Source organism: Nonomuraea sp. NPDC003560 (assembly GCF_042878785.1).
Taxonomy (GTDB): domain Bacteria; phylum Actinomycetota; class Actinomycetes; order Streptosporangiales; family Streptosporangiaceae; genus Nonomuraea.
This window is the reverse complement of record NZ_JBIAOF010000012.1, coordinates 205,295-231,021: the sequence shown is the minus strand read 5'-3', so window position 1 is coordinate 231,021 and position 25,727 is coordinate 205,295. Positions and strand designations below refer to the sequence as shown.

Here is a 25,727-nt window from a genome sequence, read left to right as displayed (position 1 = left end):
GGGTTCAGATCTCCTTCAGGAACCCGCCGTCCACGGCGATGTCGGCGCCGGTCGTGCTGCCCGAGCGCGGCGAGACCAGCAGGGCCACCATGTCGGCGATCTCCTGCGGGCTCACCAGGCGTCCGGTGGCCAGCTTCATCATGCCGGGGGCGACCTGGGCGATGACGTCCTCCTTCGAGGCCCCGGCCATCCCGGCGATGACGTCGGCGGCGCCGCCGTCCTTGGTCCACCAGTCGGTCAGCACCGGGCCGGGCGAGATCGTGTTCACCCGGACGCCCTGCGGGCCGTACTCCTCCGAGACGGCCTTGCTCACGTGGTTCATGGCGGCCTTGGCCGCGCCGTAGTCCACGTTCATGGCCCCGGGCTGGCGGGCCGAGCCGGAGGAGATGTTCACGATCGAGCCGCCGCCGCGCTCCACCATGAGGGGCACGGCCGCGCGGATCATGCGTACGGCCGCGAACAGGTTGAACTCGAACATGGCCTGCCAGTCGTCGTCGCCCGGCGCCATGAACCCGACCCGGGGCAGCGTCACGCCGGGGGGCGGCCCGCCGGCGTTGTTGACCAGGATGTCCACCCCGCCGAACTCCTCGACGGCTCGGGCGATCACCCGGGCGGGCGCCTGCGGGTCCATCAGGTCCACCGCGACGTGCGTCACCTTGGCGTCGGGCGCGGTCCGCGAGGCCGCCACGACGTGCACGCCCTCCTCCGCCAGGGTGCGCGCGACGGCCAGGCCGATGCCCTTGGACGCGCCGGTGACGACGGCCACACGGCCGGAAAGCTGGAGATCCATCGAAGAGGTTCCTCTCGGGTGTCAATGACTGCACCCGCAAGAACACCGGCCGGACGCGACCGGTTGCACCCTTCACAGGAACGGCGGGAAGGCCGGCCCCCTGCGCAACCGCAACTCGTTGAGCATCTGCTGGACGACCTCGCGCACGTGGTCGGTCAGGTTGAACACCAGCATCGGGTCGTCGGCCGCGGCGGGCTCGTACTCGTCGGTGCGGATCGGCTCGCCGAACTCGATCATCCACTTGGACGGCAGCGGCACCAGCCCGAGCGGCCCGAGCAACGGGAAGAACGGCGTGATCGGCAGGTAGGGGACGCCGAGGATGCGCGCCAGGAACTTCAGGTCGCCGATCTTCGGATAGATCTCCTCGGCCCCCACGATGGCCGTGGGCACGATCGGCACGCCCGCGCGGATCGCCGAGGCCACGAACCCGCCCCGGCCGAACCGCTGCAGCTTGTAGCGCTCGGAGAACGGCTTGCCCACGCCCTTGAAGCCCTCGGGGAACACGCCGACCAGCTCGCCCTTGCGCAGCAGCCGGTCGGCGTCCTCGGGGCAGGCCAGCGTGTGGCCGGTCTTGCGGGACAGGTGGCCGAGCAGCGGGAGCTGGTAGACCAGGTCGGCCCCGAGCAGGCGGACGGCCCGGCCCGCCTCGTCGTGCAGGGCGACCTGCATCATGAGCGCGTCGATCGGCAGCGTGCCGGAGTGGTTGGCCACCACCAGCGCGCCGCCCTCGGCGGGCACGTTCTTCAGCTCGGCCGTCTCGACCCTGAACCAGCGGTGGTAGAGGGGCCTGATCAGCTCAAGGAGCACCTTGTCGGTCAGCTCGGGGTCGTAGCCGAACTCGTCGACCTCGTACTCGCCGGTGATGCGCCGGCGGACGAACGCCAGCAGCCGGGCCAGCGGGTCGGGCTCCTCGTAGGACGGCGCGGCGCTGATCGGGATCACCCGGCCTTCCTCCTCGTGCGGCACGCTCACGGACGCACACCTCCGAACGGATGCATACCCCGTGAACGCACGAAGTCGTCGAAGGCCGCCGCGGTGGTGTACTTGGGCCGCCAGCCCAGCTCGGCCTCCAGCCTGGCGGTGTCGACCGCCCGGCCGTAGCTCATCAGCCGCAGCTGCTCGGGCGAGTACTCGACGAGGCCGAGCCTGCGCACGGTGTTGCCGAGCGTGCGGAAGACGGGCGCGAACAGCGGCAGCGACGCCCGCCCGGCCCGGCGCGCGCACTGCGACAGCAGCAACACGCCTGCCCCGGCCACGTTGAACGTGCCGGGGTGGTCTTCGTTCGCCATCCTGCGCAGCACCTCGACCGCGTCGTCCTCGTGGACGAACTGCAACCGCGGGTCGAAGCCGAACACCGTCGGCAGGACGGGCTGGGTGAAGTAACGCGTGAGCGGCGAGTCGACGCCTGGACCCATGAAGTTGGCGAAGCGCAGCAGCGACACCGTCACGTCGGGGCGGCGGCGCGCGAAACCGCGCACGTAGCCCTCGACCTCCGCCGCGTCCTTGGCGTAGCCGTGGACCGGGCCGACGTGCGGCTCCAGGTCCTCGGTGAACACCGCGGGATCGCGCGGGGACGAGCCGTAGACGGCGGTGGTGGAGCGCACCACCACGCGCCGCACGGTCGACGACCGCTGGCAGGCACCGAGCAGTTGCATGGTGCCGATGACGTTGTGCTCCTTCATGGCGGCCCTGCCATCGCCCTTGGACGGGGCGCTGACCAGGCTCATGTGCACAACGGTGTCGATGTCCGCGGCCGCGATCACCTCGGCGATGTCGGGGCTACGCAGATCGACCCGGACGAATTCCGTCCGGCCCAGAGTGATGCCGCCGTCCCGCGTCAGCGAGGGGGGCGGCACGGTGTCCACTCCGATGACGCGGCTGATCTCCGGGTCAGCCGCGAGGACGCTCGCCACCCGGGCGCCTATGTGGCGCGAGACCCCGGTGACAAGCACGGTGTGGGTCATCAGCGCCTCGCAGCTGCGTCGGTTACTTCTTGTTACGCCGCTGGATGCGCGTCTTCTTGAGCAGCTTGCGGTGCTTCTTCTTGGCCATCCGCTTGCGGCGCTTCTTGATCACAGAGCCCACGGGACCCCCAGGTACTGATAGCAAGTCTGAATCGATGTGCGAGCGCACACCGGGTGACAGACTACCGGCGATCGGGGGTGGATCGCCCCTTGGGGGGTGAAAGCCCGGCCTCGTGGTGCGCAGGCCGGGCTTCTCCCGCGACCGAATTCACGGCGCGTTCGGGCGCGCCGCTACTTCAACCTGCCTCGATGTAGGCCTCCCGCAGATAGTCGTGGACCGCCTGCTCGGGCACTCGGAACGACCGGCCAACTCGGATGGCCGGCAGCTCCCCTGAGTGGACGAGCCGGTACACCGTCATCTTGGACACCCTCATGACCGTCGCGACTTCAGCCACGGTCAGGAACTTCACCTCGCTGAGAGGTCTTTCGCCTGCACCCATCGGACGCCTCTTCCGCACGTGTTTCCGGGTTATCCCCACTGGTGCCATTGCTCACGCACGTGTACTGCCGTCAGCGTAAGTCGGGACTCCGGGTGCGCAAACCCCCTATTTTCTCAGTCCGCGGAGCCACCTGTCAGCCGGACCAGTAAAGTCGCTGGTTAGCAGCCAGGCCGAGCACCTCGCCTGGACCTTGGAACTGTCCAAGTTGCCACACATAAGAGTCGCCCAAGCCCCATCAAAAGTTGGCAAAGGGACAGCGAGCCTCTTGGAATGCAGGCGCGAAAAGACGGTATGGGGAGGGCCGTTTTCGACTCAAAGGGCTCGTGAGACCAGAGTGACCAATCGCTCGGTCAGCGGAGCGTAATAGCGGGGTAGCACATTGTCGTCGAGTGGCACGACGACGTCGATCTTTCCCTCGGCCTCGCCGAGGAACAGTCCGGGGTCGTTGCTGTCGGCGAAGGCCACCGTCGGCACGCCCGCCTCGCCCGCCGCCCCCGCCCAGCCGTGGTCGGCGATCACCAGGTCGGGCAGCCCGTCTTCGAGCTCGTCCAGCATGTGCCGCATCGGGGCCGAGTCGTGGGTGTGCACGAAGCCGCCGCGGTCGTCGAGCATGGCGACGTCCTGGAGGTAGCGGACGCGGCGCGGACGGCCGAAGCCGGAGCCGGCGTACGTCCAGCCCTCGGCCGGGGTGAGCAGGGTCGCGCCGCGCTCGACGGCGAACCTGGCCAGCGGCAGGTGGACGGCGAGCAGCCCGGTCGGGTGGCCGGTGGCGAACAGCACCCGCGGGGACGGCCGCGACAACACCGACGCGATGCGCGCCGCCATGGCGTCGATCGCGTCGATCGTCAGGTCGGGGTCGATGGTGTCCTGGCCGCGGCGGTGGCCGGGATCGGCGACCACGCCGGCCGACTTGGCCATCAGGTCGAGGACGTCCCGGAAGGTCCACGGCTGCTCGAACGTCAGGCCGAGCATGTAGTACGGGTCGCGGTTGGCCAGCGAGCTGTAGTGGTCGAGGTTGTTCTCGCGCGACGTCGCGACGTCACCGGCGATACGGCTGTGGATCAGGTGTCGGCGGAGTTCGTCGCGGCTCAGCACAGGTCTTCCTCATCAGGGGCATCGAGGACGTCGAGCGTCGTCGGGGCGGTCGTCAGGGCATCGGGTCGAGGCCGTGCAGAGGGAACACCGCCTGCCGGGTCGCCATGACCGCACGGTCGATGGGGTCCGCTGGGTCATAACCGCCGGAGATGTCGTGAAATTCCGGGTTACGTCCGTCGGTCATGGTCAGCGGGGGCGCCTCGCCGGTGCGCTCCCTGACGTACTGGCGCCAGGCGTCGGGGGTGGGCGTGGCCGGATCGACGGGATGCCCGGCGGCCTCGGCGATGAGGTGCGTCCAGATGCGCGGCACGACCTGGACGAGCTCGTAACCGCCGCCGCCCACCGCGATCCACCGGCCGCCCGCCGTCTCGTGCGCCAGGTCGTGCAGGGCGGCGTAGGCGGCGCGCTGGCCGTCGATGCTGAGCATGAGGTTGGCGAGGGGGTCGAGCGCGTGGCTGTCGCAGCCGTGCTGGGTGACCAGGATCTCCGGGCCGAACTCGCGCAGCAGCGGCGGCACGACCGCGTGGAAGGCGCGCAGCCAGCCGGAGTCGCCGCAGCCGGCCGGGAGCGCCACGTTGACGGCCGTGCCCTCCGCGCCGGTCTCGTGCGGGAAGCCGGTGCCCGGGAACAGCGTGCGCGGGCTCTCGTGCAGGCTGATCGTCAGCACCCGGGGGTCGTCGTAGAAGACGGCCTGCACGCCGTCGCCGTGGTGCACGTCGACGTCGACGTAGGCCACCCGCGTGGCCCCCTGCTCCAGCAGCCAGGCGATGGCCAGGGCCGGGTCGTTGTAGACGCAGAAGCCGCTGGCCGCGGCCGGCATCGCGTGGTGGAGCCCGCCCGCGACGTTGACCGCGTGCTCGGCCGCGCCCTCCCAGACCGCGCGCGCCGCCGCCAGGGACGCCCCCGCGATCAGCGCGGACGCCTCGTGCACGCCCTTGAAGGCCGGATTGTCGGTGGTGCCGAGCCCCGCCCGCAGGTCGGGCACGCCGGCCACGGAGACGCCCTTGACCGCCTCGATGTAGCCGCGGTCGTGCACCATGGCCAGCTCGTCGTCGCCGGCGGGCGCGCAGCCGGCCATCTCGACCTTGTCGAGAACGCCGAGCGCGCGGGCGAGAGCGATCGTCAGCTCGACCCTGATGGGCGCCAGCGGGTGGCTCGGACCGAAGTTGTAGGAGGTGAGAGCGTCGTCCCAGATGACTCGTGCCGTTCGGCTCATGCCCCGCCCTCCGCGCGTCCCTCACCTTGCGCCGACGTTACCGCAGCGCCCTGTTCCGGTTGTAGCCCGGGTGATCGTCGGGGACGGCCTCGGTCGCATCAGAAAATTCGTGACTTAGTGTTTTATGGTGCGCTGGGCGCGACCTTTCCGCAGAATCTTCCATTTCTTCCGACGTCCCCGGGTTTTCGACACCACGATCGTGGTCGTGCTCGCCCTGTTCGCGGGCCTCGGGGTGATCGTGTCGTCCGTCCAGACGGGGGCCGACGGGGCTTTGGGGTCGGCGCACTTCCTGCTGACCAGCGTGCTGCTGCTGGTCCGCCGGAGCAGGCCGGTGCTGGTGGCCGGGGCCGTCACGGCGTTCGACGTGGTCGGCATCGCGGCCGGACTCGTGACGTCGGCGACCATCCCGGAGGGCATCGCCTTCTACAGCCTGGTGCGTCACTCCTCCGGCCGTCCGTCGCTGGTCATGACGGTCGTGGGGATCGTGGTCTACGGCACGGTGATGGAGGTCAAGGGGCCGGGCCTCGGGCAGTTCCTGGCCGGCGCCTTCGTCGTCGCGATCCCGGCCGGCATCGGCGCGCTGGTCAAGGCCAGGGCCGAGCTGAACGAACGCAGCAGGCTGGAGGCCGCCGACGCCGCCGTACAGGCCGAGCGGCGGCGGATCGCCAGGGAGCTGCACGACGTCGTCGCGCACCACATCACGGTGATCAACGCCCTGGTCGGCGGCGCGCGGGCGACGCTCGCGCCCGAGCAGGAGGTCACCCGCGAGGCGCTGGAGAGCGCCCAGCAGACCGCTCGCCAGGCGATGTCGGAGATGCGCCGGCTACTGCACGTGCTGCGAGCCGACGGCAACGACGGCCCGGACGCCGCGACCGGCGTGGGGGCCGACCGCCTGCCCGCGCTCATCGGCGAGGCCAGGAGCGCCGGGCTGCCCGCCAGCCTGACCGTCACGGGCGAGCCGGTGACGCTGCCCTCGGACGTGGACCACGCCGTCTACCGGATCGTGCAGGAGGCGCTGACCAACACCCGCAAGCACGCGGCCGGCGCCAGGGCCAGCGTGCGCCTGGCCTACGGTTCCGAGGCGGTGGAGGTCGAGGTGCTCGACGACGGCGTGCCGCAGCAGGGCGGCGCGCCGGGGTTCGGGCTGGGCGGCATGGCCGAGCGGGTCGCGTTGTGCGGCGGTCAGCTTTCGACCGGCCCGCGTCCCGGGGGAGGATTCCGGGTGCACGCCCGCATCCCCTTGGAGGCAACATGATCACGGTGCTGCTGGTCGACGACCACGAGCTGGTCCGCAAGGGGTTCCGGCTGATGCTCGACGCGCAGCCCGACCTGTCCGTGGTGGGCGAGGCCGGCGACGGCGAGCGGGCCGTCGAGCTGAGCCGGCGGCTGCGTCCCGACGTGGTGCTGATGGACCTGCACATGCCGGGGCTCGACGGCGTGCGGGCCACCGAGCTGATCACCTCGGAGCTGCCGGGCGTGCGGGTGCTCGCGCTGAGCACGTTCGACCTGGACGAGAACGTGCTCGCGGCGCTGCGGGCGGGCGCCGACGGCTTCCTGCCCAAGGACGTCTCCCCCGAGGAGCTGATCGAGGGCGTGCGCGTGGTGCACCGGGGGGAGTCGGCGGTCGCGCCGCGGCTGCTGACCCGGCTGATCGGCACGTTCGTGCGGGCGTCGAGGCCGCCGGCCGCGCCCGCGCCGCCCGTGCTGGACGCGCTGACCGAGCGCGAGCGGGAGATCCTCGTGCTGATCGCCAGGGGCCGGTCGAACACCGAGATCGCCGGGCAGCTGGCCGTCTCCCCCTCGACCGTCAAGAACCACGTGACCAGCCTGTTCGCCAAGATCGGGGTCAGGGACCGGGCGCAGGCCGTGATCGTCGCGTACGAGGCGGCGCTGATCAAACCTGGAGACTAGGACCAGGCTCCCAGGCCGCGCCCGGCAAGAACGTCCTCACGGCCGAAGAGAACGGCAGGCCCCGGGCGGCACGCTTGGTGGCATGACGGCGATTCGCGCAACCAATCTGAGCAAACGCTACGGCGCCACCCATGCCGTCGCGGACCTGTCGTTCGACGTCGAGCCCGGCCAGGTGACCGGGTTCCTCGGGCCCAACGGCGCCGGCAAGTCCACGACCATGCGGATGATCCTCGGCCTCGACCGGCCGTCGAGCGGGTCCGTGCTGGTGGACGGGCGGCCGTACCAGGAGCATCGGCACCCGCTGCGCAAGGTGGGCGCGCTGCTGGACGCCAAGGCCGTGCACGGCGGCCGCAGCGCCCGCAACCACCTGCTGGCCATCGCCCAGAGCAACGGCATCCCGGCGGGCCGGGTGAACGAGGTGCTGGAGGCCGTCGGCCTGCGCGAGGTGGCGCGGCGGCGGATCGGCGGGTTCTCGCTCGGCATGTCGCAGCGCCTCGGCATCGCGGCCGCGCTGCTCGGCGACCCCGAGATCCTGCTCTTCGACGAGCCGGTCAACGGGCTCGACCCCGAGGGCATCCTGTGGATCCGCACGTTCATGCGCAAGCTGGCCGCCGAAGGGCGGACGGTGTTCGTCTCCAGCCACCTCATGAGCGAGATGGCCCAGACGGCCGACCACCTGATCGTCATCGGCCGGGGCCGGCTGATCGCCGACACGAGCGTGCAGGAGTTCATCGGGCGCAGCTCGCAGGGCTACGTACGGGTGCGCTCCCCGCGCCTGGCCGAGGTCGCCGACCTGGTCAAGGTGGGCGACCTGTATCCCGACCACCTGCGCGTCACCGCGATGAGCACGCTGGAGATCGGCACCCTGACCGCTCGGGCCGGGATCCCCCTGGAGGAGCTGACGTTCGTGCAGCCCTCGCTCGAAGCGGCGTACATGGAGCTCACCAAGGACAGTGTGGAGTACTCGTCATGACCGACATCCTGAGGTCCGAATGGACCAAGATCCGTTCGGTGCGTTCGACGGTGTGGACGCTCGCCGTCACCGCCGTGCTCCTGATCGGCCTGGGCGGGCTGCTGTCGGTCGCGTCCAGGGCCACGGCCGACGGGCAGCCCATCACCGGTGACCAGGCCGTCATGACGAGCCTGACCGGCATCATGTTCGCCGCGCTGTCCATGGCCACGCTGGGCGTGCTGGTGATCTCCAGCGAGTACCGGACCGGCGGCATCCGCACGTCGCTGCTGGCCGTGCCGAGGCGGCTGAAGCTGCTCACCGGCAAGATCGTGGTGTTCACCGTGACGGCGCTGGTCGTCTCCACCGTCGCGGCGGCCGCCGCGGTGGCCGTCGGCGTGGCGATCCTCCGGCCGGACTCGGTCGACGTGGGCGCCGCGGCGCAGTCGGTGTTCGGGGCCGGGCTCTACCTCACCGCCTGCGGCCTGTTCGGGCTGGGGCTCGGCACGGTGATCCGGCACACGCCGGGCGCGATCGTCTCGGCCATCGCGCTGATGATGGTGCTGCCGCAGCTCACCACCGCGCTGCCCGGCGAGTGGGGCAAGGCCGTCTCCGACCACTTCACCACCAACGCCGGCATGGAGATCGTGCTGGACCAGCCCGGGAACCCGCTGGGGCCGTGGAGCGGGCTCGGCGTCTACGCGCTGTGGGTCGCCGTCGCGGTGGCCGCGGGGGCCGTGCTCCTGCAGCGGCGGGACGCCTGAGCCGCACCCGGCGGCCGGGCTCCCCCGCCGCCGGTCAGCCCGAGGCGAGCTGGCGCCCCCGGTCGCGGGCGGCCTCGATGGCGGCCAGGAAGGCGGCGCGCACGCTGTGGCGCTCCAGCTCGGCGATGGCCGCGATCGTGGTGCCGCCCGGCGAGGTGACGGCCTCCCGCAGGATCACCGGGTGCTCCCCGGAGTCGCGCAGCATCACGGCCGCGCCGACGATCGACTGGGTGACCATGTCGAGCGCGGCGGCCCGCGGCATGCCGAGCAGGATGCCCGCGTCGACCATGGCCTCGACCAGGTAGAAGAAGTAGGCGGGGCCGCTGCCGGACAGCGCGGTCGCGGCGTCCTGCTGGGACTCGGGGATGCGCAGCACCTTGCCGACCGGCTTGAGCAGGCCCTCGGTGAGCTTGAGGTGCTCCTCGCCGGCGTGCGCGCCCGCCGAGATCACGCTCATCGCCTCGTCGAACTTGATCGGCGTGTTGGACATGACCCGGACCACCGGCACCTCGACGCCGAGCCGCTGCTCGACGAACGCGGTGGTGATGCCGGCCGCCGCCGTGATGACCAGGCGGTCGGCCGGGACGTAGGGGGCGATCTCCGCCAGCAGGGTCGCCATGTCCTGGGGCTTGACGGCCAGGATCAGGGTGTCGGCCGACTTGGCCGCCTCGGCGTTGTCGACCGTGCGCACGCCGTACGTCTCGCGCAGCGCCTGCGCCCGCTCCGGACGGCGGCTGGTCGCCATGATGTCGCCCGGCTTGAACCCGGCGCGCAGCAGCCCGGACAGCAGGGCCTCGCCCATCTTGCCGGTGCCCAGAATCGCGATCATCTCGACCTCTCGAAGGGGAACGGACGCCGGCCCAGCCTACTAGCCCCGCGACAGCAGCGATCTGATGAAGAACGCCAGGTTGCGGGGGCGTTCGGCCAGGCGGCGCATGAGGTAGGCGTACCAGTCGGCGCCGTACGGGACGTACACGCGCACCTGGCCGCCCAGCCCGGCCAGACGGCGCTGCTCGCCGGGGCGCACGCCGTACAGCATCTGGTACTCGAAGCCGTTGACGTCGCGGCCGTCGAGCACGGCCAGGGTGGAGGCGATCTGGATCATCCTGGGGTCGTGCGTGGCGATCATGGGGTAGCCGGTGCCCGCCATGAGGATCTTGAGGCAGCGGACGAACGAGCGGTCGACGTCGGCCGGCCTGCTGTAGGCGCCAGGGGCGGTATAGGCGCCCTTGCAGAGCCGTACGCGGGCGCCGGCCAGCTTCTCGCAGCGTTCGAGCGCGTCGGGCAGGTACGCCTGGACCACGATCCCGACGTCGGGGTGCTCCTTGCGCAGGGTGGCGTGCACGAAGTGCAGGCCGCCGATCGTGTCGTGCTCCTCGGCATCGAGCGTGACCGTGATGCCACGGGCGGCCGCCGCCTCGCAGATGGTGGCGGCGTTGTCGAGCGCGACCTGCTCCGACAGCCGCAGCCCGAGCGCGGTCAGCTTGACCGAGGCGTCGCCGCCCGGCGGCAGCCGGTCGAGCAGCGACAGGTACTCGCGCACCGCCGCCTCGGCCTGTCTCCTGTCGGTCACCTCTTCGCCCAGGTGGTCGACGGTCACCAGCAGGCCCTCGTGGGACAACCCGCGGATGACCGCGCCGACGTCGTCGGCGACGTATCGCTTGACCACGTCCCTGGTCAGCGGCGATGTGGTGATGACGCGTTCGGCGCGTTCGCTCTTGGAGACGGCGAGCATTGCCTGACGGAGCACGTGACCCACACTAACCGCCCACTTCCCGGGTATATCGCTGAACCGCGGACCTGCCCTTTTCGTCTTATGGATATGCGCACAATGACGACAGCGACTCTTCTCGCCGGTTCTCTGGTGCTCGCGACGGGTTGTGCCACATCGCCGCCGGCCGCCCGTCCGCTGCCGCAGACGCCCGCCGAGCACGTCGTGACACCGGTCACCACCGCCCCCAGCAAGGCCCCCGAGCCGGTCAAGCCCACCGGCGACGCCATCAACGTGCACAAGGTCCGCTGGACCAAGGCCACGGCCCTCTCACGCGGCAAGCAGGTCAGGCTCACCTGGTGGTCGGGCGTGGAGCCGTGCACCGTGCTGGACAAGGTCAAGGTCAAGGAGACCGCCAAGAAGGTCACCATCACCCTGTACGAGGGCACGTCCCCCAAGGCCAAGGACGTGTCCTGCATCATGCTGGCTGTGGAGAAGACCACGACCGTCAAGCTCAGGCACGTCCTCGGCAAGCGCAAGCTCGTGGACGGCGCGAAGCCCTAAGACGTCCCCCTCGGCCGCCCTCCTCATGACCGCGAGGTGGGCGGCTTCCTCATGCCGGTGGAACCGCCGGACGTCCGCCCCCGTTACGCCTGATGTGTGGAATCACCCCAGTTCGTGGGAATGCCGAGGCGCTCATCGGGGTTGAGTCGGGTAGGCTCAAGTCGTTTGACAAAGACGACACGAATCCGTAGCTTGAGTCCAACCGACTCAACTTTGACTACAAGGACGTACTCATGGCACGTGCGGTAGGTATCGACCTTGGGACGACCAACTCCGTCGTCTCGATCCTCGAGGGCGGTGAGCCCACCGTCATCGCCAACGCGCAGGGCTCGCGGACCACGCCGTCCGTGGTCGCCTTCGCGAAGAACGGCGAGGTCCTGGTGGGCGAGGTCGCCAAGCGGCAGGCCGTCACCAACGTTGACCGGACGATCCGCTCGGTCAAGCGCGAGATGGGCACCAACTGGTCCCAGGAGATCGACGGCAAGAAGTTCTCCCCGCAGCAGATCAGCGCCTTCGTGCTGCAGAAGCTGAAGCAGGACGCCGAGGCGTACCTGGGCGAGAAGATCACCGACGCGGTGGTCACCGTCCCGGCGTACTTCAACGACGCCCAGCGCCAGGCCACCAAGGAGGCCGGCACGGTCGCGGGCCTCAACGTTCTGCGCATCATCAACGAGCCGACCGCCGCGGCCCTCGCCTACGGGCTCGACAAGGAGCAGGACCAGACGATCCTGGTCTTCGACCTCGGCGGCGGCACCTTCGACGTCTCGCTGCTCGACGTCGGCCAGGAGGACGGCCACGGCTTCGTCGAGGTCAAGGCCACCTCCGGCGACAACCACCTCGGTGGCGACGACTGGGACCAGCGCGTCGTCGACGAGCTGGTCAAGCGTTTCCAGAACGCCCACGGCGTCGACCTCGCCAAGGACAAGATGGCCCTCCAGCGCCTGCGTGAGGCCGCGGAGAAGGCCAAGATCGAGCTGTCCAGCCAGGCCGAGACCAACATCAACCTGCCCTACATCACCGCCTCCTCCGAGGGCCCGCTGCACCTCGACGAGAAGCTGACCAGGGCCGAGTTCCAGCGCCTGACGGCCGACCTGCTCGAGCGCACCAAGGGCCCGTTCCACCAGGTCATCAAGGACGCCGGCATCAAGGTCTCCGACATCGCGCACGTGGTGCTCGTCGGCGGCTCGACCCGCATGCCCGCCGTCACCGAGCTCGTCCGCGAGCTGACCGGCGGCAAGGAGCCCAACAAGGGCGTCAACCCCGACGAGGTCGTCGCCATCGGCGCCGCTCTCCAGGCCGGCGTGCTCAAGGGTGAGGTCAAGGACGTCCTCCTGCTCGACGTGACCCCGCTGTCGCTGGGCATCGAGACCAAGGGCGGCATCTTCACCAAGATCATCGAGCGCAACACGACGATCCCGACCAAGCGCTCGGAGGTCTTCACCACGGCCGAGGACAACCAGCCGTCGGTGCAGATCCAGGTCTACCAGGGCGAGCGCGAGATCGCCTCGTACAACAAGAAGCTGGCCACCTTCGAGCTGACCGGCATCGCCCCGGCGCCGCGCGGCATCCCGCAGATCGAGGTCACCTTCGACATCGACGCCAACGGCATCGTCAACGTCTCCGCCAAGGACCTGGGCACGGGCAAGGAGCAGACGATGACCATCACCGGCGGCTCCGCGCTGCCGAAGGACGACATCGAGCGCATGATGCGCGAGGCCGAGTCGTACGCCGAGGAGGACAAGAAGCGCCGCGAGGAGGCCGAGGTCCGCAACAACGCGGACGGTCTGGCCTACCAGACGGAGAAGTTCCTCCGCGAGAACGACGACAAGGTCCCCGGCGACATCAAGACCGAGGTCAACGACGCCCTGGCGGAGCTGAAGAAGGCTCTTGAGGGCACCGACACCGACGTCATCCGCACCTCCGCGGAGAAGCTCGCCACGGTCAGCCAGAAGATGGGCTCGGCCATCTACGCCGCCAGCCAGGGCCAGCAGGCCGGTCCCGAGGGCGCTCCGCAGGACGCCTCGGCCGGTCAGGGCGCCAAGGCCGACGACGACGTGGTCGAGGCCGAGATCGTCGACGAAGACCAGCCGAAGAAGGACCAGTGATGCCGGCGCGCGACAACGGGCACGAGGAGCCGGTGATCCGCGACAAGCGCAAGATCGACCCGGAGACGGGCGAGGTTCGGGAGACCTCGGGCGAGCAGCCCGAGGCGCCCGCCGAGCAGGCGCCGGCGGCGGCCCACGACGGTGAGCTGGCGGCCCAGCTCGCCGAGCGGACCGCCGACCTCCAGCGCCTCCAGGCGGAGTACACGAACTACCGCAGAAGGGTCGAGCGCGACAGGGTCGCGGTCCGCGAGCAGGCCGTCGCCGGCGCGCTGACCGAGCTGCTCCCCGTGCTCGACGACATCGGACGGGCCCGTGACCACGGCGAGCTGACCGGCGGCTTCGCGAAGGTGGCGGAGTCGCTGGAGTCGGTGCTCACCAAGCTGGGCCTCAGCGCCTTCGGCCAGAAGGGCGACCCGTTCGACCCGACGGTCCACGAGGCGCTGATGCACAGCTACTCGCCCGACGTGACCGAGCCCACCGCGATCGAGGTGCTGCAGCCCGGCTACCGGATGGGTGAGCGGGTGCTGCGCCCGGCGCGGGTGGCGGTGGCCGAGCCCGAGGACGCTCCTCCCGCGTCCAATGACGACGAAGCAAACTGACAAAAGGACGAAGGGCCGTAGATGAGCACCAAGGACTACCTGGAAAAGGACTACTACGCCGTCCTTGGTGTGCCCAAGACCGCCACCGCCGACGAGATCAAGAAGGCGTACCGGAAGCTGGCCAGGCAGTACCACCCGGACACCAACCAGGGCGACGCCGCCAAGGAGACCAAGTTCAAGGAGGTCTCGGAGGCGTACGACATCCTGTCCGACAGCAAGCGCCGCAAGGAGTACGACGAGGCGCGCACGCTGTTCGGGTCCGGGGTGGGCGGACAGCGCCCCGGCGGTGGCGGTTTCCCGTTCGACTTCGGCGACCTGTTCGGCGGCACCGCCGGCCAGCAGGGCGGGGGCGCCGGTGAGCGGCTCGGCGACCTGTTCGGCGGGCTGTTCAACCGCGGTGGGGCGGGGGGCTCCACCCGCACGACGAGCGCGACCAGACCGCGCCGCGGCCAGGACGTCGAGTCCGAGGTCACGCTCTCGTTCACCGAGGCCGTCGAGGGCACCACGGTCTCGCTCAGGCTGACCAGCTCGGCCGCCTGCACCGCGTGCAGCGGCACCGGCGCCAAGGCGGGCACGACCCCCCGGGTCTGTCCCACCTGCGAGGGCACCGGCGCGGCCAGCCGCAACCTGGGCAACTTCGCCTTCTCCGAGCCCTGCCGCGACTGCAAGGGCCGCGGGCTGCTCGTGGACGACCCCTGCCCCGTGTGCGAGGGCAACGGCCGGGCCAAGAGCACCCGCACGATCCAGGCCAGGATCCCCGCCGGCGTGGCCGACGGGCAGCGGGTCAAGCTCAAGGGCAAGGGCGCGCCGGGCGAGAACGGCGGCCCGGCCGGCGACCTCTACATCCTGACGCACGTCAAGCCGCACCACGTGTTCGGCCGGACGGGCGACAACCTCACGATCACGGTTCCCGTGACGTTCTCGGAGGCCGCGCTGGGCGCCGAGATCAAGGTGCCGACCCTCAAGGGCATGCCGGTGACCCTGCGCGTCCCGGCGGGCACGCCCAACGGCCGCACGTTCCGCGTGCGGGGCAGGGGCGTCACCCGCAAGGACGGCACCAAGGGTGACCTGCTCGCCAGCGTCGAGGTGCTCGTGCCGAAGACGCTCGACGACAAGTCGCGCGAGCTCCTCAACGAGTTCAACACCGCGACCGCGGGCGACGACCCGCGCGCCGATCTCATTCAGCGAGCCAGAAGCGAGTAGCCGATGGACGCCAACTATTTCGACCTGTCCGACGACACGCCTGTTTATGTGATTTCGGTGGCCGCGCAGCTCTCCGGGCTCCATCCGCAGACGCTGCGCCAGTACGACCGGCTCGGCCTGGTCAGCCCGGGCCGCACCGCCGGGCGCGGCCGCCTCTACTCCACAAGAGACATCATCCAGCTCCGCGAGGTCCAGCGGCTCTCCCAGGAGGAGGGCATCAACCTCGCGGGCATCAAGCGGATTCTCGAGCTCGAGAACGAAGCTCTGCGGCTGCGTGAGGAGGTTCACCGCCTGCGCGCCGAGATGCGGATGGTCAGGGCGCTGATCCGCTACGAGCTGCCACCGGGGGCCTAGGTTATGGACTACAAGCTCACCCAGAAGAGCCAGGAAGCTCTCTCGGGTGCCATGCGGCGCGCCGCCGCCGAGGGCAACCCGGAGATCTCTCCGGCCCATCTGCTCTCCACGCTGCTCTCCCAGACGGGCGGCACGGCCGTGCCGCTGCTCGAAGCGGTCGGCGCCGACTGGCGCACGCTGCGGGCGCGCGTCGAGGAGCAGCTCGCGGCGCTGCCGAAGGCTCAGGGCGCGACAGTGGGCGCGCCGTCGAGCTCGCGGCAGCTCCTCACCGTCATGAACACCGCCGCCCAGCACGCCAACCGCCTCGAAGACCTCTATGTCTCCACCGAGCACCTGCTCGTCGGCCTGGCGGCCGACGGCGGCGCGATGGCCGAGCTGCTCAAGTCGCAGGGCGCGACCCCGCAGGCGCTGCTCGACGCCTTCGAGAAGGTACGCGGCCACGCCCGCGTCACCAGCGAGACGCCCGAGGACACCTACCAGGCGCTGGAGAAGTACGGCGTCGACCTGACCGAGCGGGCCCGCGGCGGCGGCCTCGACCCGGTGATCGGCCGCGACTCGGAGATCCGCCGCGTGGTCCAGGTGCTCAGCCGCCGCACCAAGAACAACCCGGTGCTGATCGGCGAGCCCGGCGTCGGCAAGACCGCCGTCGTCGAGGGCCTGGCCCAGCGCATCGTGGCCGGCGACGTGCCCGAGTCGCTGCGCAACAAGCGGCTGATCTCGCTCGACCTGGGCGCGATGGTGGCCGGCGCGAAGTACCGGGGCGAGTTCGAGGAGCGTCTCAAGGCCGTCCTCTCCGAGATCAAGGAGAGCAACGGGCAGATCGTGACGTTCATCGACGAGCTGCACACCGTCGTCGGCGCGGGGGCCGCCGAGGGCGCCATGGACGCCGGCAACATGCTCAAGCCCATGCTGGCCCGCGGCGAGCTGCGCATGATCGGCGCGACCACGCTCGACGAATACCGCGAGCGCATCGAGAAGGACCCCGCGCTGGAACGCCGCTTCCAGCAGGTCTACGTGGGCGAGCCCACGGTCGAGGACACGATCGCGATCCTGCGCGGGCTCAAGGGCCGCTACGAGGCGCACCACCAGGTGCAGATCGCCGACGGCGCGCTGGTCGCCGCCGCCGCCCTGTCCGACCGCTACATCACCAACCGCTTCCTCCCCGACAAGGCCATCGACCTGGTCGACGAGGCCGCCTCGCGGCTGCGCATGGAGATCGACTCCCGTCCCGTGGAGATCGACCAGCTCCAGCGGAGCGTCGACCGCATGAAGATGGAGGAGCTGGCCCTGACGAAGGAGACCGACGAGGCGTCGGTCCAGCGGCTCGACCGCCTGCGTCAGGAGCTGGCCGACCGCCAGGAGGAGCTCAACGCCCTCGTCGGCCGCTGGGAGCACGAGAAGGCCGGGCTCAACAAGGTCGGCGAGCTGAAGAAGCAGCTCGACGAGGCCAGGGGCGCCGCCGAGCGGGCCCAGCGCGACGGCGACTTCGAGGCCGCCTCCCGGCTCATGTACGCCGAGGTGCCCCGGCTGGAGCAGGCCCTCCAGGCCGCCTCCGACGCCGCGCCGCCGGACAACGCCATGGTCAAGGAGGAGGTCGGCGCCGACGACATCGCCGAGGTCATCTCCTCCTGGACGGGCATCCCCGCCGGCCGCCTGCTGGAGGCCGAGACGGCCAAACTGCTGCGGATGGAGGAGGAGCTGGGCCGGCGGCTCATCGGCCAGCAGCAGGCCGTACAGGCCGTCTCCGACGCCGTGCGCCGCAGCCGGGCCGGCATCGCCGACCCCGACCGTCCCACGGGCTCGTTCCTGTTCCTCGGGCCCACCGGTGTGGGCAAGACCGAGCTGGCCAAGGCGCTGGCGGAGTTCCTGTTCGACGACGAGCGGGCGATGACCCGCATCGACATGAGCGAATACTCCGAGAAGCACAGCGTGGCCAGGCTCGTCGGCGCGCCTCCCGGCTACGTCGGCTACGAGGAGGGCGGCCAGCTCACCGAGGCCGTCCGGCGGCGGCCGTACACGGTGGTGCTGCTGGACGAGGTGGAGAAGGCGCACCCGGAGGTGTTCGACATCCTCCTCCAGGTGCTCGACGACGGACGGCTGACCGACGGCCAGGGCCGCACGGTCGACTTCCGCAACACGATCCTGATCCTGACCTCCAACATCGGCTCGCAGTTCCTGGTCGATCCGAAGCTGGAGAACGACGCCAAGCGCGAGGCCGTCATGGGGGCGGTGCGCGGCTCGTTCAAGCCGGAGTTCCTCAACCGGCTCGACGACGTCATCCTCTTCGACGCGCTCGGCTCCGAGGAGCTGGCCCAGATCGTCGACCTCCAGGTCGACCGCCTGGCCCAGCGGCTGGCCGACCGCCGCCTGACGCTGGAGGTCAGCCCGGCCGCCCGCGAATGGCTCTCGCTGACCGGCTACGACCCCCTGTACGGCGCCCGCCCGCTGCGCCGCCTGGTCCAGTCGGCCATCGGCGACAAGCTGGCCAAGGCCGTGCTGTCCGGCGAGATCGCCGACGGCGACAAGGTCCGGGTGGAGCTCGGCGACGACGAGCTGCTCATCCAGCGCGGCTGAGGCGGTGCCATCGAGCCCGGAGATCCCCGCGGATCTCCGGGCTCCGGCATGTCATGCCAGGGTCATATCCCGTCGCCGCGGGGTAAGGTTCCAGCCACCCTTCGGACAAGCCGCACGCGACCGGCCGGACAGGTGGCTAGCTTCGGCGTTCGTCAGATCACCGATTCCGATCAGAGGGACGTGCGGTGTCATCTCGTAAGATCCGAAGCATCCTCACGGTGGCCGTTCTGACCGTGGGCGTCACCTGGCCGGTCGCCGGTCCTTCGGTGGCCGACACCTGCCGGCCGCCTGCCGAGGCGGTCGCCTCGTACTGCGACGGCCACGCCAGGCTCCAGCTCAACGAGGGCAGGACGAACGGCCACCGGGTCGTCACCGAGGAGGTCGGCAAGCTGGCCATGGCCGCCGGTGACATGGCCAGGCGGCTCGGCCTGACGGGTCTGGCGGCCGCCAGGTCCGCCATGGGCCCGCTGGCCGACCTCGGCGGCGTCGGGGCGACGTGGGGCATGCCCTCGCTGAACAGCGCCTCGCCCGCGCTGTTCCCCGCGGCCTCCGGCAACAGCGGGATGCGTGATCTGGCCACGACGCTGCAGGTGCCCGCGCTGCCCGCCCTCCCCGCGCTGCCGCAGACGCCCGTCGCGGCCCGGGTGCCGGCCGAGATGACGCTCGGCGAGAGGCCGACCACCCCCGCCTCGGCCCGCGCCGCGAAGTCGCCGGGCCGGGCGCGGCAGCCGGTGCGGGAGGTCGGCGGCGATCTGATCTCGAACCTGCTGCCCAGGGCCGTGGAGAGCATCGAGGGCGCGTCGACGCTGCCCGGCGGCTATCCCGCGATCGACGGCTTCAGCCGCCTGCTGCCCGGTCTCGACCTGCACTGAGCCAATGTGTCCGGGCGCGGGTCGTGCCTGCCGCGCCCGGCTTCCTCAACCGGAGGGGCCGTGGCCGCGCACTGTCGCGGCCCCTCCGGCCCGGCTTCGCGGGCACGCGACAAGCCGGGCCCCGCGCTGGGGCCCGCCGGCCGGCCCCCGCGACTAGGAGACGAGCTCGTCGAGCTCGTCTTCCGGAAGGCCGAGGTCGACCCTGATCCGGTATCGCGTCCGCAGCAGCGCCACCTGCTCGGGGTCGCCCTCCTCGCAGCCCAGCACGGCCTGGGTGGCCCATTCGAGGCCGCCCCGCAGGTCGCCGTAGGCGACCAGGGTCTCCGCGATGGTGTGGGCCGTCGCCGTGGAGACGTCGCCCTCCGCGCGGATGGTCTCGATGAGCTCCCGGGCCTCGTCGGGCCGTTCGAGCTCGAAGAGGGTGTCGGCGATGCCCGCGCGCGGGTCGAAGCCCGCGTCGCCGCCGTCCTCCACGGCGCGCTGGAAACACTCCATCGCGCGTGCGGGCTGTCCCGCCGCTCGCCACTCCTCGGCGGCCAGGACGAGGATGGACGCCCTGGAGACGTCGCCGGACGAATAACCGAGCGCGACGTCGTAAAGCCGACTGGCCAAGGAACTGTGGTCGTCGGCCAGCAGGGCCTGCTCCAGCAGACGATCAAGGTGCTCTCGGGTCACATGCGCCACACCCGCGAGACTACCGAGCCGCCAGGCGGTTTGCCCGGTCAATGCGCATCGCCGGTCACATGCAAATTCGGCAACGTCTCGTCCAAGGCTGGTCACGCTGCGCGTGTATGTGCAGGTCAGCGGGCATATACGGCATGCTTTGCGGTACGCGGGCGGAGGGGGCTGTAATGGGCATGTCCAGGCAGATGACCTTCACGCTGGCTTGCGCCGTCGTTCTCTCGGCCCTCGGGCCCGGCGTGGCCGGGTATCTGTCGGCCCGGCTGGAGGCGATCCGCACGGCCGAACGCAACCTGCACGCGTTGCAGGCCAGGCTCGACGTCCGGCAGGCCCGGGACGTCCGGCCGGTGTCGTTCCCCCTGCCCTGCCTGCGTACGCCGGTGACGCCGCGCATCCAGCAGGTGCCCGAGGCGCGGCAGCGAGCCGCGCCCGGCGCCCGGCGGCCGGTCATCGCCGGTACGGCCCGGTGATCCGGCCGGCGACCACGGACCGCACGGCCCGGGCGAGCCCGAGCGCGACGCGGACCGGCCCACGCCTGTGGCGGGGATCGAAGGGGGCACTGCGCTTGAAGGCGGACGGCGGAAGATCGTACATCTTCACCTCCGGAAGACCCGTGACGGACAGTGACGATCGCTCGTCGCTGTCATGCCCAGATCTCGGTCAGCGTCCCCCCTCGCCCTCGGTCAGCACGTGCGGCGACCACGACTTGAGCTGACGCGACAGGAACCCCCGCATCAGGTGCTTGGCGGCGTCGATGATGTCGGGCGCGCCGGCGGGGTCGCGCCGGAAGGCCAGCTTGAGCACCGCGTCGCCGGCCTCGACCGCGACCAGCACGGCCAGGTCGAGCGTCTCGCTGTCGGCCAGGCCGAACTCCTTGAGCAGCAGGCCGCGCAGCCTGCCCGCGATGACCGTGTTGTTCTCGGAGTCGGAGTCGAGCAGGTTGAGGTCGACGACGTCGCCGAAGTGCAGGCTCCGGAAGCCGGGGACCGTGCGGTGCATGTCGACGTACTCGTCGATGATCGCGTCGACGGCCTCCCACCAGCCGCGGTACTCCTCCTCCATGAACCGCAGCCCCACCCGCGCCACGAACTGCTCGACGTTGCGCCGGGTGAGCTCCTGGGTGATGGCCCGCTTGTCGGGGAAGAACTGGTAGACCGAGCCGATCGCGACGCCTGCCCGCTCGGCTATGCGGGTGGTGGACAGGGCCTCGTAGCCGGTCTCGTCGAGGAGTTCGGCGCAGGCGTCGAGCATGCGCTCGACGCGCCGGGCGCTGCGGCGTTGGGCCGGCTGCCGCCGGAGAGCTTTGGGGTGGACGCAGTCATCATCCATTTGCGGCGAAGACACGGATTCATCTTCTCTCGTCTGCACGATCGTTACCTACTCATTTGCGGGATTTCTCGGATGACTGCCTGCCGGGTCGCCCGTGGCGAAATCCACGGGCCGGCACAACCGAATTTCCGTACTGGTCGGCGCCGGATCGGGCCCGGCGCGCGACCCGCGGCCCAGCGCAGACGCCTGGCGGCCCGGCCCAGCTCCTGCGAGACGAGGCCCCGGATAACACCCCGCCGATGATATGTTCGATAAACGTTCCCCGACGGGGACCGTCATATTGTTCGACACAATCCCGGCACACTATATTGCGAGACGATATTTCGCGAATAATCTTCAATTCGAGCGATATCAACGACGCCGGGCCGCGCGGTCGTCGCGCGGCTGGCTGCGCTGCGTCCAGTGGCCGGCCTCGACCGTGCGGCGCCACGGCCGGCCGACCCACCGGGCGGTCACGGCCGGCGGTCGCGCGGCGCGGTGGAGGCGCCCTCCTCGAAGACCGCCGGCCGCACCCCGCCGGACTCGACCTGCCGCATGGCGACCTCCTATTGGACGGACTGTCCAGAGGATAGATCGATCATGGCCGCGCGGCCAGCCCCGAGCACGCGCGCAGCGCCTTCCAGTCGCTCACGGCCTGGGTCCTGGCCGTGCCCGTCATCGGGATCGGGATGCCGCCCTGGATCGTGGCCGGGGTCCACTGGTCCTTGAGCACCTTGCGGCCGTTGATCGTCAACGTCAGCACGCCCGTCCTGCCCGTGGTGCCCGGGGTGGAGTTGTAGAAGACGAAGTTGCCCATGCCGTAGCTGACGTAGGCGTTGTCCAGGTATCCGGCGCCGAGCAGGATGTGCGCGTGCCCGCCGACCACGACGTCGGCGCCCGCCGCGACCAGCTTGGGGGCGAGCGAGCGCTGGGCCTCGTTGGGGCACTTCTGCATCTCGGTGCCCCAGTGCAGGTGCACGATGACGGTGTCGGAGTTCTTGCGCGCCTGGCGCACCGCCTTCAGCAGGCTCGCCTCGTCCTTGGCCGAGGCCAGTCCGCCCTTGTCGGCCGTGGCCGTCCACGACTGGATGAACTCGGCGTCGAGCACCTGCGTCGCGCCGATGATCGCCACCCGGTTGCCGTTCACTGTCTTACGGAAGGGTTTGTAGGCCTGCGCGGCGTTCGCCCCGATGCCCACGATGGGGAACTTGCTGCGCTTGATGGCCGCCAGCGAGTCGGCCAGGCCGCTCTCCATGTAGTCCATGCCGTGGTTGTTGGCCATGGAGGCGACGTCCACCCCGGCCGCCTTGAGCGCGTTGAACGCGGTCGAGGGCGCGCGGAAGGTGAACTGCTTGCCGGGCGCGGGCGTCCCGGCCGTGGTGATGGCGGTCTCCAGGTTGACCATCGTCAGGTCGGCCTTGCGCAGCACGTTCGCGATGGGTCCGAGGGCGGTGCCCGGGTTGGCGAGCCTGCCGCGCAGCACGCCCTCGAAGTGCACGTCGCCGCCGAAGGAGATGGTGAACGGCCGGCGCGCGGGCTTCGGCTTCGAGCTCGGCGACTCGGCCGCCTGCTGCTCGACCTGCTTGCTCTGCGGCTCTTTGTCAGGTGCCGACGAACATGCCGCGAGGGAGGCGGCGACGACCAGCACCGGTAGGACACGGGGGAGTCTCATCTACCGCCATTTCCGCTCGATCCAGACTTTTACGGATCGAGCATTCTATGGGCGGCAGATTAGGACTTGGTACCCATCAACCAGGTCAAAGCGGACCTGGTGGCGTCGTCCTTGGGGCTGTAGACGACGAGCCGCGTCTCCGGGGTGGCGGAGACGTTCAGGCTGGTCGTGCTGAAGCGGAGGTCGCCGGCGACCTCGTGCTTGAAGACCTTCACGCGGGGGCCCGGCTCGGCCACGTCCTGCCTGGCCCACATGCGGGCGAACTCGGCGCTCTCCGCGCTCAGCCGCCGCACGAAGTCCTGCCAGCAGGGGTCGTCGGCGTGCCGGCTGTAGGCGCCCCTGAAGACCGCGACCGCGCGCGGCAGCTCCGACTCGCGGTTGACGAGGGTGGTCGCGGCGTGCGGGTTGACGAACGTCTGCCACAACGAGTTCCGCTCACCGTCGGGGGCCTCGACGACGTGCGGGAACAGGGTGGCGTAGGCGGCGTTCCAGGCCAGCAGGTCAGAACGGCTGTTGGTGACGGACGCGGGCATGTCGCCGAGCTGGTCGAGGATGCCCTGCATCTCGGGCGGCATGCGGCTGGCGTCGGCGACGGCGGGGGGCTCGGCCTGGCCGGTGAGCCGGTAGAGGTGCTGACGCTCGGCGTTGTCCAGCATGAGCGTACGGGCGACGGCGTCGATCACCTGGCCGCTGACGTTGATCGGCCGGCCCTGCTCCAGCCACGTGTACCAGGTGACGCCCACCCCGGCGAGCTGGGCGACCTCCTCGCGGCGCAGCCCCGGCGTACGCCTGCGGGGGCCCGGCGCGAGGTTCACCATCTCGGGGGTGATGCGCTCCCGGCGGGTCCGGAGGAACGCCGCCAGATCCGTACGTCTTGCCTCGGTCACGGTCACACCTCCACTATGGGGGCATCCGCGCACACTTATCCAGGTGCCGCCAATACCAGTATAAAGGGACTCTCGTTACTGGTATCGGATTCGCACAATAATGAAACACATGACCGAATCCGCCACTTTCACCACTCCTGTCCAGGTCACCCCACCGGACAGGGCCAAGGCCAGCGGTCTGCTCCTCGCAGTGATCCTCGTCGGGCAGTTCCTGGCCATCCTCAACGTCAACATCGTCAACGTGGCCACCCCGACCATCGAGGCGGACCTGCACTCCTCCGGCGCGGGGCTGCAGATGATCGTCGCCGGTTACACCATTGTCTATGCCGTCCTCTTGATCACCGGCGCCCGGATCGGCGACCTCTTCGGTTATCGCAACGCCTTCCTCGGCGGTCTGGCCGTGTTCACCGTCACCACGCTCGGCGCCGGCCTCGCGCCCTCGACGGGCTGGCTGATCGGCTTCCGTCTCGCCCAGGGCGCCGGCGCGGCCATGATGATGCCGCAGGTGCTGACCCTGATCCAGCGCAACTACCAGGGCGCGGCCCGCGGACGGGCGATCGGGCTCTGGTCACTGGTGATCAGCGGCGGCATCGTCGTGGGCCAGGCGCTCGGCGGCATCCTGCTCGGCTTCGGCGCCGGCTGGCGGGTGGTGTTCCTGGTGCTCGTGCCGGTAGGGGCTGTGCTGCTCGGCATCGGGTTCCGCGCCCTGCCCGCCGACGAGGGCGGCGGCAGGACCGGGCTCGACCCGTGGGGCCTGGTGACCCTGTCGGCGGCCGTGCTGCTGTTCGTGGTGCCGCTGGTGCTCGGACGTGACCTGGGCTGGCCCGTCTGGGGCTGGGTGTCGATGGGGCTCAGTGTCGTGATGTTCGTGGCGTTCGTCCGGGTCGAGCGCTGGGTGACCGGTCGGGGCGGGCGTCCGCTGGTGGACGCCAAGGTGCTGGCCGCGCCCGGCATGCGTCCCGGCCTGGCGATCCTGCTGTTCGGCCCGGCGACGTGGGGCGCGTTCCTGTTCACCTCGGCTTTGCACCTCCAGGGCGACCTGCACCTGTCCCCGCTCGGCTCGGGCATGATGCTGGTGCCGTGCGCGCTCGCCTTCGGCATCGTCGGCCTGCTGTGGCCGCGGCTGCCGGCGGGGCTGCAGCGCCCGCTCGTCCCGGTCGGCTACGTGGTGGCCGCGCCCGCCTACCTCGGCCTCGGCCTCGCCGCCGACGGCGGCGTCCTGTACGCCGTCATGAGCGCCCTCATCGGCGCCGGGCTCGGCGTGCAGGTGGCGGTGACCAACATGGCGACCGAGCAGGTGGACGGCGCGTACGCGGCGGACGCGAGCGGCGCGCTGCTCACCGTGATGCAGCTCGGCCAGGTCATCGGCGTCTCGACCGTGGGCACCCTGTTCATCTCGCTGAGCCAGGGCCACGGCACCGTCTCGGCTTCTCTCATGGCCGCCGTCGCGATGGCGGGCCTGGCCGTCCTGGCGGGCCTGAGCAGCCTCTTCCTGATCCGCCGCCGGGCCACGCGCTGACCGCCGGACCGGTGCACGGGCGTACGCGATGCTTCGGGGAGGGAGGGGCCCCGGGGCTCGGCGGCGCAAGGGCCAGGGCCGTTCGTCACCTCGGGCGGGCGCAGACCTTGATCACCCGGGTGGTCCTCATGCCATGATGTAGGCGTCTTCACTGCTCACAAGCTGGGCGACCGAAGTACGGTCATGGCCGTCTCGGCCTCGTCCGGAGCGGCCCTGGGCTGGAGGTTGTGCCACCGACTCGCCAGGGCCGCTTTTCACACGCCGGCGGCCAGGGAGTCCAGGTCGAACTCACCGTCGCGCACGCCGGCCGTGAAGGCGGCCCACTCGGACGGCGTGAAGACGAGCACCGGGCCGTCCTGCACCTTGCTGTCCCGCAGGGCGACGTTGCCGTCGCCCAGAGGTGCGACCTCGACGCAAGAAGACGCTCCGTTGCAGAAGCTGCTCTTCCGCCAGGCCCGGATCGTAGTAGTGGTGTGCATTTTCTCCCCA

General features: G+C 70.5%; 26 protein-coding genes and 1 pseudogene. 13 read left to right on the top strand and 14 right to left on the bottom strand.

Annotated features, from left to right (window positions below; translation table 11 throughout):
* Positions 1–4 precede the first annotated feature (4 nt).
* From ACFYUV_RS38755 to ACFYUV_RS38725, 7 genes are all read right to left on the bottom strand, one after another.
* Positions 5–790: an SDR family NAD(P)-dependent oxidoreductase gene (locus ACFYUV_RS38755; RefSeq protein ID WP_358290313.1), complete on the bottom strand. Its 786-nt coding sequence runs from the start codon at positions 788–790 to the stop codon at positions 5–7.
* Positions 791–862: 72 nt separating this feature from the next.
* Positions 863–1,762 (bottom strand): lysophospholipid acyltransferase family protein, encoded by a 900-nt coding sequence (locus tag ACFYUV_RS38750; protein WP_387678017.1) that lies wholly within the window; start codon positions 1,760–1,762, stop codon positions 863–865.
* On the bottom strand, positions 1,759–2,754 hold the full coding sequence (locus ACFYUV_RS38745; RefSeq protein WP_352325265.1) for an NAD-dependent epimerase/dehydratase family protein: 996 nt from the start codon (positions 2,752–2,754) through the stop codon (positions 1,759–1,761). Before ACFYUV_RS38745 ends, ACFYUV_RS38750 begins: the two co-directional genes overlap by 4 nt.
* A 22-nt stretch (positions 2,755–2,776) precedes the next feature.
* A complete protein-coding gene (locus ACFYUV_RS38740) occupies positions 2,777–2,875 on the bottom strand; it encodes a 30S ribosomal protein bS22 (protein WP_018654693.1) in 99 nt (32 codons plus the stop codon).
* Between the two features lie 175 nt (positions 2,876–3,050).
* Complete coding sequence (locus ACFYUV_RS38735) at positions 3,051–3,254, bottom strand: helix-turn-helix domain-containing protein (protein WP_026214222.1); 204 nt, start codon at positions 3,252–3,254, stop codon at positions 3,051–3,053.
* A gap of 312 nt (positions 3,255–3,566) precedes the next feature.
* The gene (locus ACFYUV_RS38730; protein WP_387678014.1) at positions 3,567–4,349 is read right to left on the bottom strand and encodes a phosphatase; all 783 of its coding nucleotides are present in this window, start codon (positions 4,347–4,349) and stop codon (positions 3,567–3,569) included.
* Positions 4,350–4,401: 52 nt separating this feature from the next.
* A complete protein-coding gene (locus tag ACFYUV_RS38725) occupies positions 4,402–5,565 on the bottom strand; it encodes an acetoin utilization protein AcuC (RefSeq protein ID WP_387678011.1) in 1,164 nt (387 codons plus the stop codon).
* 205 nt (positions 5,566–5,770) lie between these two features.
* Here ACFYUV_RS38725 and ACFYUV_RS38720 point away from each other — a divergent pair, with 205 nt between their 5' ends.
* The 4 genes from ACFYUV_RS38720 to ACFYUV_RS38705 all read left to right on the top strand — a co-directional run bounded on the left by ACFYUV_RS38720 (position 5,771) and on the right by ACFYUV_RS38705 (position 9,189).
* Entirely contained in the window at positions 5,771–6,820 is a 1,050-nt protein-coding gene (locus ACFYUV_RS38720) for a sensor histidine kinase (RefSeq protein WP_387678008.1), read from the top strand.
* The gene (locus ACFYUV_RS38715; RefSeq protein ID WP_387678005.1) at positions 6,817–7,476 is read left to right on the top strand and encodes a response regulator; all 660 of its coding nucleotides are present in this window, start codon (positions 6,817–6,819) and stop codon (positions 7,474–7,476) included. Before ACFYUV_RS38720 ends, ACFYUV_RS38715 begins: the two co-directional genes overlap by 4 nt.
* 82 nt (positions 7,477–7,558) lie before the next feature.
* A complete protein-coding gene (locus ACFYUV_RS38710; protein ID WP_352325260.1) occupies positions 7,559–8,449 on the top strand; it encodes an ABC transporter ATP-binding protein in 891 nt (296 codons plus the stop codon).
* The gene (locus ACFYUV_RS38705) at positions 8,446–9,189 is read left to right on the top strand and encodes an ABC transporter permease (RefSeq protein ID WP_387678002.1); all 744 of its coding nucleotides are present in this window, start codon (positions 8,446–8,448) and stop codon (positions 9,187–9,189) included. Before ACFYUV_RS38710 ends, ACFYUV_RS38705 begins: the two co-directional genes overlap by 4 nt.
* Positions 9,190–9,223: 34 nt before the next feature.
* Here ACFYUV_RS38705 and proC read toward each other — a convergent pair whose 3' ends face one another.
* A complete protein-coding gene (gene proC / locus ACFYUV_RS38700; RefSeq protein WP_352357328.1) occupies positions 9,224–10,018 on the bottom strand; it encodes a pyrroline-5-carboxylate reductase in 795 nt (264 codons plus the stop codon).
* 39 nt (positions 10,019–10,057) lie between these two features.
* Positions 10,058–10,939 (bottom strand): proline dehydrogenase family protein, encoded by an 882-nt coding sequence (locus ACFYUV_RS38695; protein WP_387677999.1) that lies wholly within the window; start codon positions 10,937–10,939, stop codon positions 10,058–10,060.
* An 81-nt stretch (positions 10,940–11,020) separates the two neighbouring features.
* On the opposite strand from ACFYUV_RS38695, the gene ACFYUV_RS38690 reads away from it, so the two are divergent.
* From ACFYUV_RS38690 to ACFYUV_RS38660, 7 genes and pseudogenes are all read left to right on the top strand, one after another.
* Positions 11,021–11,464, top strand: a complete 444-nt coding sequence (locus tag ACFYUV_RS38690) for a hypothetical protein (protein ID WP_387677996.1) — start codon at positions 11,021–11,023, stop codon at positions 11,462–11,464.
* A gap of 233 nt (positions 11,465–11,697) precedes the next feature.
* Positions 11,698–13,569, top strand: a complete 1,872-nt coding sequence (gene dnaK, locus ACFYUV_RS38685) for a molecular chaperone DnaK (RefSeq protein ID WP_364327391.1) — start codon at positions 11,698–11,700, stop codon at positions 13,567–13,569.
* Entirely contained in the window at positions 13,569–14,168 is a 600-nt protein-coding gene (gene grpE, locus ACFYUV_RS38680) for a nucleotide exchange factor GrpE (protein WP_387677992.1), read from the top strand. The genes dnaK and grpE overlap by 1 nt, the downstream gene beginning before the upstream one ends.
* A gap of 21 nt (positions 14,169–14,189) precedes the next feature.
* Entirely contained in the window at positions 14,190–15,371 is a 1,182-nt protein-coding gene (gene dnaJ, locus ACFYUV_RS38675; RefSeq protein ID WP_387677989.1) for a molecular chaperone DnaJ, read from the top strand.
* A 3-nt stretch (positions 15,372–15,374) separates the two neighbouring features.
* A pseudogene (locus ACFYUV_RS38670) lies at positions 15,375–15,698 on the top strand (heat shock protein transcriptional repressor HspR); the annotation flags it as partial.
* A 30-nt stretch (positions 15,699–15,728) separates the two neighbouring features.
* Complete coding sequence (gene clpB / locus ACFYUV_RS38665; RefSeq protein WP_387677986.1) at positions 15,729–18,299, top strand: ATP-dependent chaperone ClpB; 2,571 nt, start codon at positions 15,729–15,731, stop codon at positions 18,297–18,299.
* A gap of 218 nt (positions 18,300–18,517) precedes the next feature.
* A complete protein-coding gene (locus ACFYUV_RS38660) occupies positions 18,518–19,171 on the top strand; it encodes a hypothetical protein (protein ID WP_387677983.1) in 654 nt (217 codons plus the stop codon).
* 153 nt (positions 19,172–19,324) lie between these two features.
* Here the strand turns inward: ACFYUV_RS38660 and ACFYUV_RS38655 are convergent, their stop codons facing one another.
* Positions 19,325–19,855 (bottom strand): tetratricopeptide repeat protein, encoded by a 531-nt coding sequence (locus ACFYUV_RS38655; protein WP_352357346.1) that lies wholly within the window; start codon positions 19,853–19,855, stop codon positions 19,325–19,327.
* Positions 19,856–20,028: 173 nt separating this feature from the next.
* Between ACFYUV_RS38655 and ACFYUV_RS38650 the strand changes: the two genes are divergently transcribed.
* Positions 20,029–20,322 carry a hypothetical protein gene (locus ACFYUV_RS38650; RefSeq protein ID WP_358290353.1) on the top strand — a complete coding sequence of 98 codons (294 nt, stop codon included), beginning with the start codon at positions 20,029–20,031 and terminating at the stop codon, positions 20,320–20,322.
* A 190-nt stretch (positions 20,323–20,512) separates the two neighbouring features.
* On the opposite strand, the gene ACFYUV_RS38645 is transcribed toward ACFYUV_RS38650, so the two are convergent.
* The 3 genes from ACFYUV_RS38645 to ACFYUV_RS38635 all read right to left on the bottom strand — a co-directional run bounded on the left by ACFYUV_RS38645 (position 20,513) and on the right by ACFYUV_RS38635 (position 23,719).
* Positions 20,513–21,103 carry a TetR/AcrR family transcriptional regulator gene (locus ACFYUV_RS38645; RefSeq protein ID WP_387678343.1) on the bottom strand — a complete coding sequence of 197 codons (591 nt, stop codon included), beginning with the start codon at positions 21,101–21,103 and terminating at the stop codon, positions 20,513–20,515.
* A 655-nt stretch (positions 21,104–21,758) separates the two neighbouring features.
* Positions 21,759–22,832 (bottom strand): CapA family protein, encoded by a 1,074-nt coding sequence (locus tag ACFYUV_RS38640; RefSeq protein ID WP_387677978.1) that lies wholly within the window; start codon positions 22,830–22,832, stop codon positions 21,759–21,761.
* 59 nt (positions 22,833–22,891) lie between these two features.
* A complete protein-coding gene (locus ACFYUV_RS38635; RefSeq protein ID WP_387677976.1) occupies positions 22,892–23,719 on the bottom strand; it encodes a helix-turn-helix transcriptional regulator in 828 nt (275 codons plus the stop codon).
* Positions 23,720–23,828: 109 nt separating this feature from the next.
* Here ACFYUV_RS38635 and ACFYUV_RS38630 point away from each other — a divergent pair, with 109 nt between their 5' ends.
* Complete coding sequence (locus ACFYUV_RS38630) at positions 23,829–25,238, top strand: MFS transporter (RefSeq protein WP_387677973.1); 1,410 nt, start codon at positions 23,829–23,831, stop codon at positions 25,236–25,238.
* A gap of 254 nt (positions 25,239–25,492) precedes the next feature.
* On the opposite strand, the gene ACFYUV_RS38625 is transcribed toward ACFYUV_RS38630, so the two are convergent.
* Positions 25,493–25,717: a DUF397 domain-containing protein gene (locus ACFYUV_RS38625; protein WP_352319089.1), complete on the bottom strand. Its 225-nt coding sequence runs from the start codon at positions 25,715–25,717 to the stop codon at positions 25,493–25,495.
* Between the last annotated feature and the right edge of the window lie 10 nt (positions 25,718–25,727).

Bases quoted from the DNA above. Each gene is read 5' to 3' on its own strand.
- dnaK (WP_364327391.1), top strand. From the start codon at position 11,698: ATGGCACGTGCGGTAGGTATCGACCTTGGGACGACCAACTCCGTCGTC.
- ACFYUV_RS38715 (WP_387678005.1), top strand. From the start codon at position 6,817: ATGATCACGGTGCTGCTGGTCGACGACCACGAGCTGGTCCGCAAGGGG.
- ACFYUV_RS38645 (WP_387678343.1), bottom strand. From the start codon at position 21,103: ATGCTCGACGCCTGCGCCGAACTCCTCGACGAGACCGGCTACGAGGCC.
- ACFYUV_RS38640 (WP_387677978.1), bottom strand. From the start codon at position 22,832: ATGAGACTCCCCCGTGTCCTACCGGTGCTGGTCGTCGCCGCCTCCCTC.
- ACFYUV_RS38630 (WP_387677973.1), top strand. From the start codon at position 23,829: ATGACCGAATCCGCCACTTTCACCACTCCTGTCCAGGTCACCCCACCG.
- ACFYUV_RS38745 (WP_352325265.1), bottom strand. From the start codon at position 2,754: ATGACCCACACCGTGCTTGTCACCGGGGTCTCGCGCCACATAGGCGCC.
- ACFYUV_RS38735 (WP_026214222.1), bottom strand. From the start codon at position 3,254: ATGGGTGCAGGCGAAAGACCTCTCAGCGAGGTGAAGTTCCTGACCGTG.
- proC (WP_352357328.1), bottom strand. From the start codon at position 10,018: ATGATCGCGATTCTGGGCACCGGCAAGATGGGCGAGGCCCTGCTGTCC.
- dnaJ (WP_387677989.1), top strand. From the start codon at position 14,190: ATGAGCACCAAGGACTACCTGGAAAAGGACTACTACGCCGTCCTTGGT.
- ACFYUV_RS38690 (WP_387677996.1), top strand. From the start codon at position 11,021: ATGACGACAGCGACTCTTCTCGCCGGTTCTCTGGTGCTCGCGACGGGT.
- ACFYUV_RS38725 (WP_387678011.1), bottom strand. From the start codon at position 5,565: ATGAGCCGAACGGCACGAGTCATCTGGGACGACGCTCTCACCTCCTAC.
- ACFYUV_RS38710 (WP_352325260.1), top strand. From the start codon at position 7,559: ATGACGGCGATTCGCGCAACCAATCTGAGCAAACGCTACGGCGCCACC.
- ACFYUV_RS38625 (WP_352319089.1), bottom strand. From the start codon at position 25,717: ATGCACACCACTACTACGATCCGGGCCTGGCGGAAGAGCAGCTTCTGC.
- clpB (WP_387677986.1), top strand. From the start codon at position 15,729: ATGGACTACAAGCTCACCCAGAAGAGCCAGGAAGCTCTCTCGGGTGCC.
- grpE (WP_387677992.1), top strand. From the start codon at position 13,569: ATGCCGGCGCGCGACAACGGGCACGAGGAGCCGGTGATCCGCGACAAG.
- ACFYUV_RS38705 (WP_387678002.1), top strand. From the start codon at position 8,446: ATGACCGACATCCTGAGGTCCGAATGGACCAAGATCCGTTCGGTGCGT.
- ACFYUV_RS38650 (WP_358290353.1), top strand. From the start codon at position 20,029: ATGTCCAGGCAGATGACCTTCACGCTGGCTTGCGCCGTCGTTCTCTCG.
- ACFYUV_RS38755 (WP_358290313.1), bottom strand. From the start codon at position 790: ATGGATCTCCAGCTTTCCGGCCGTGTGGCCGTCGTCACCGGCGCGTCC.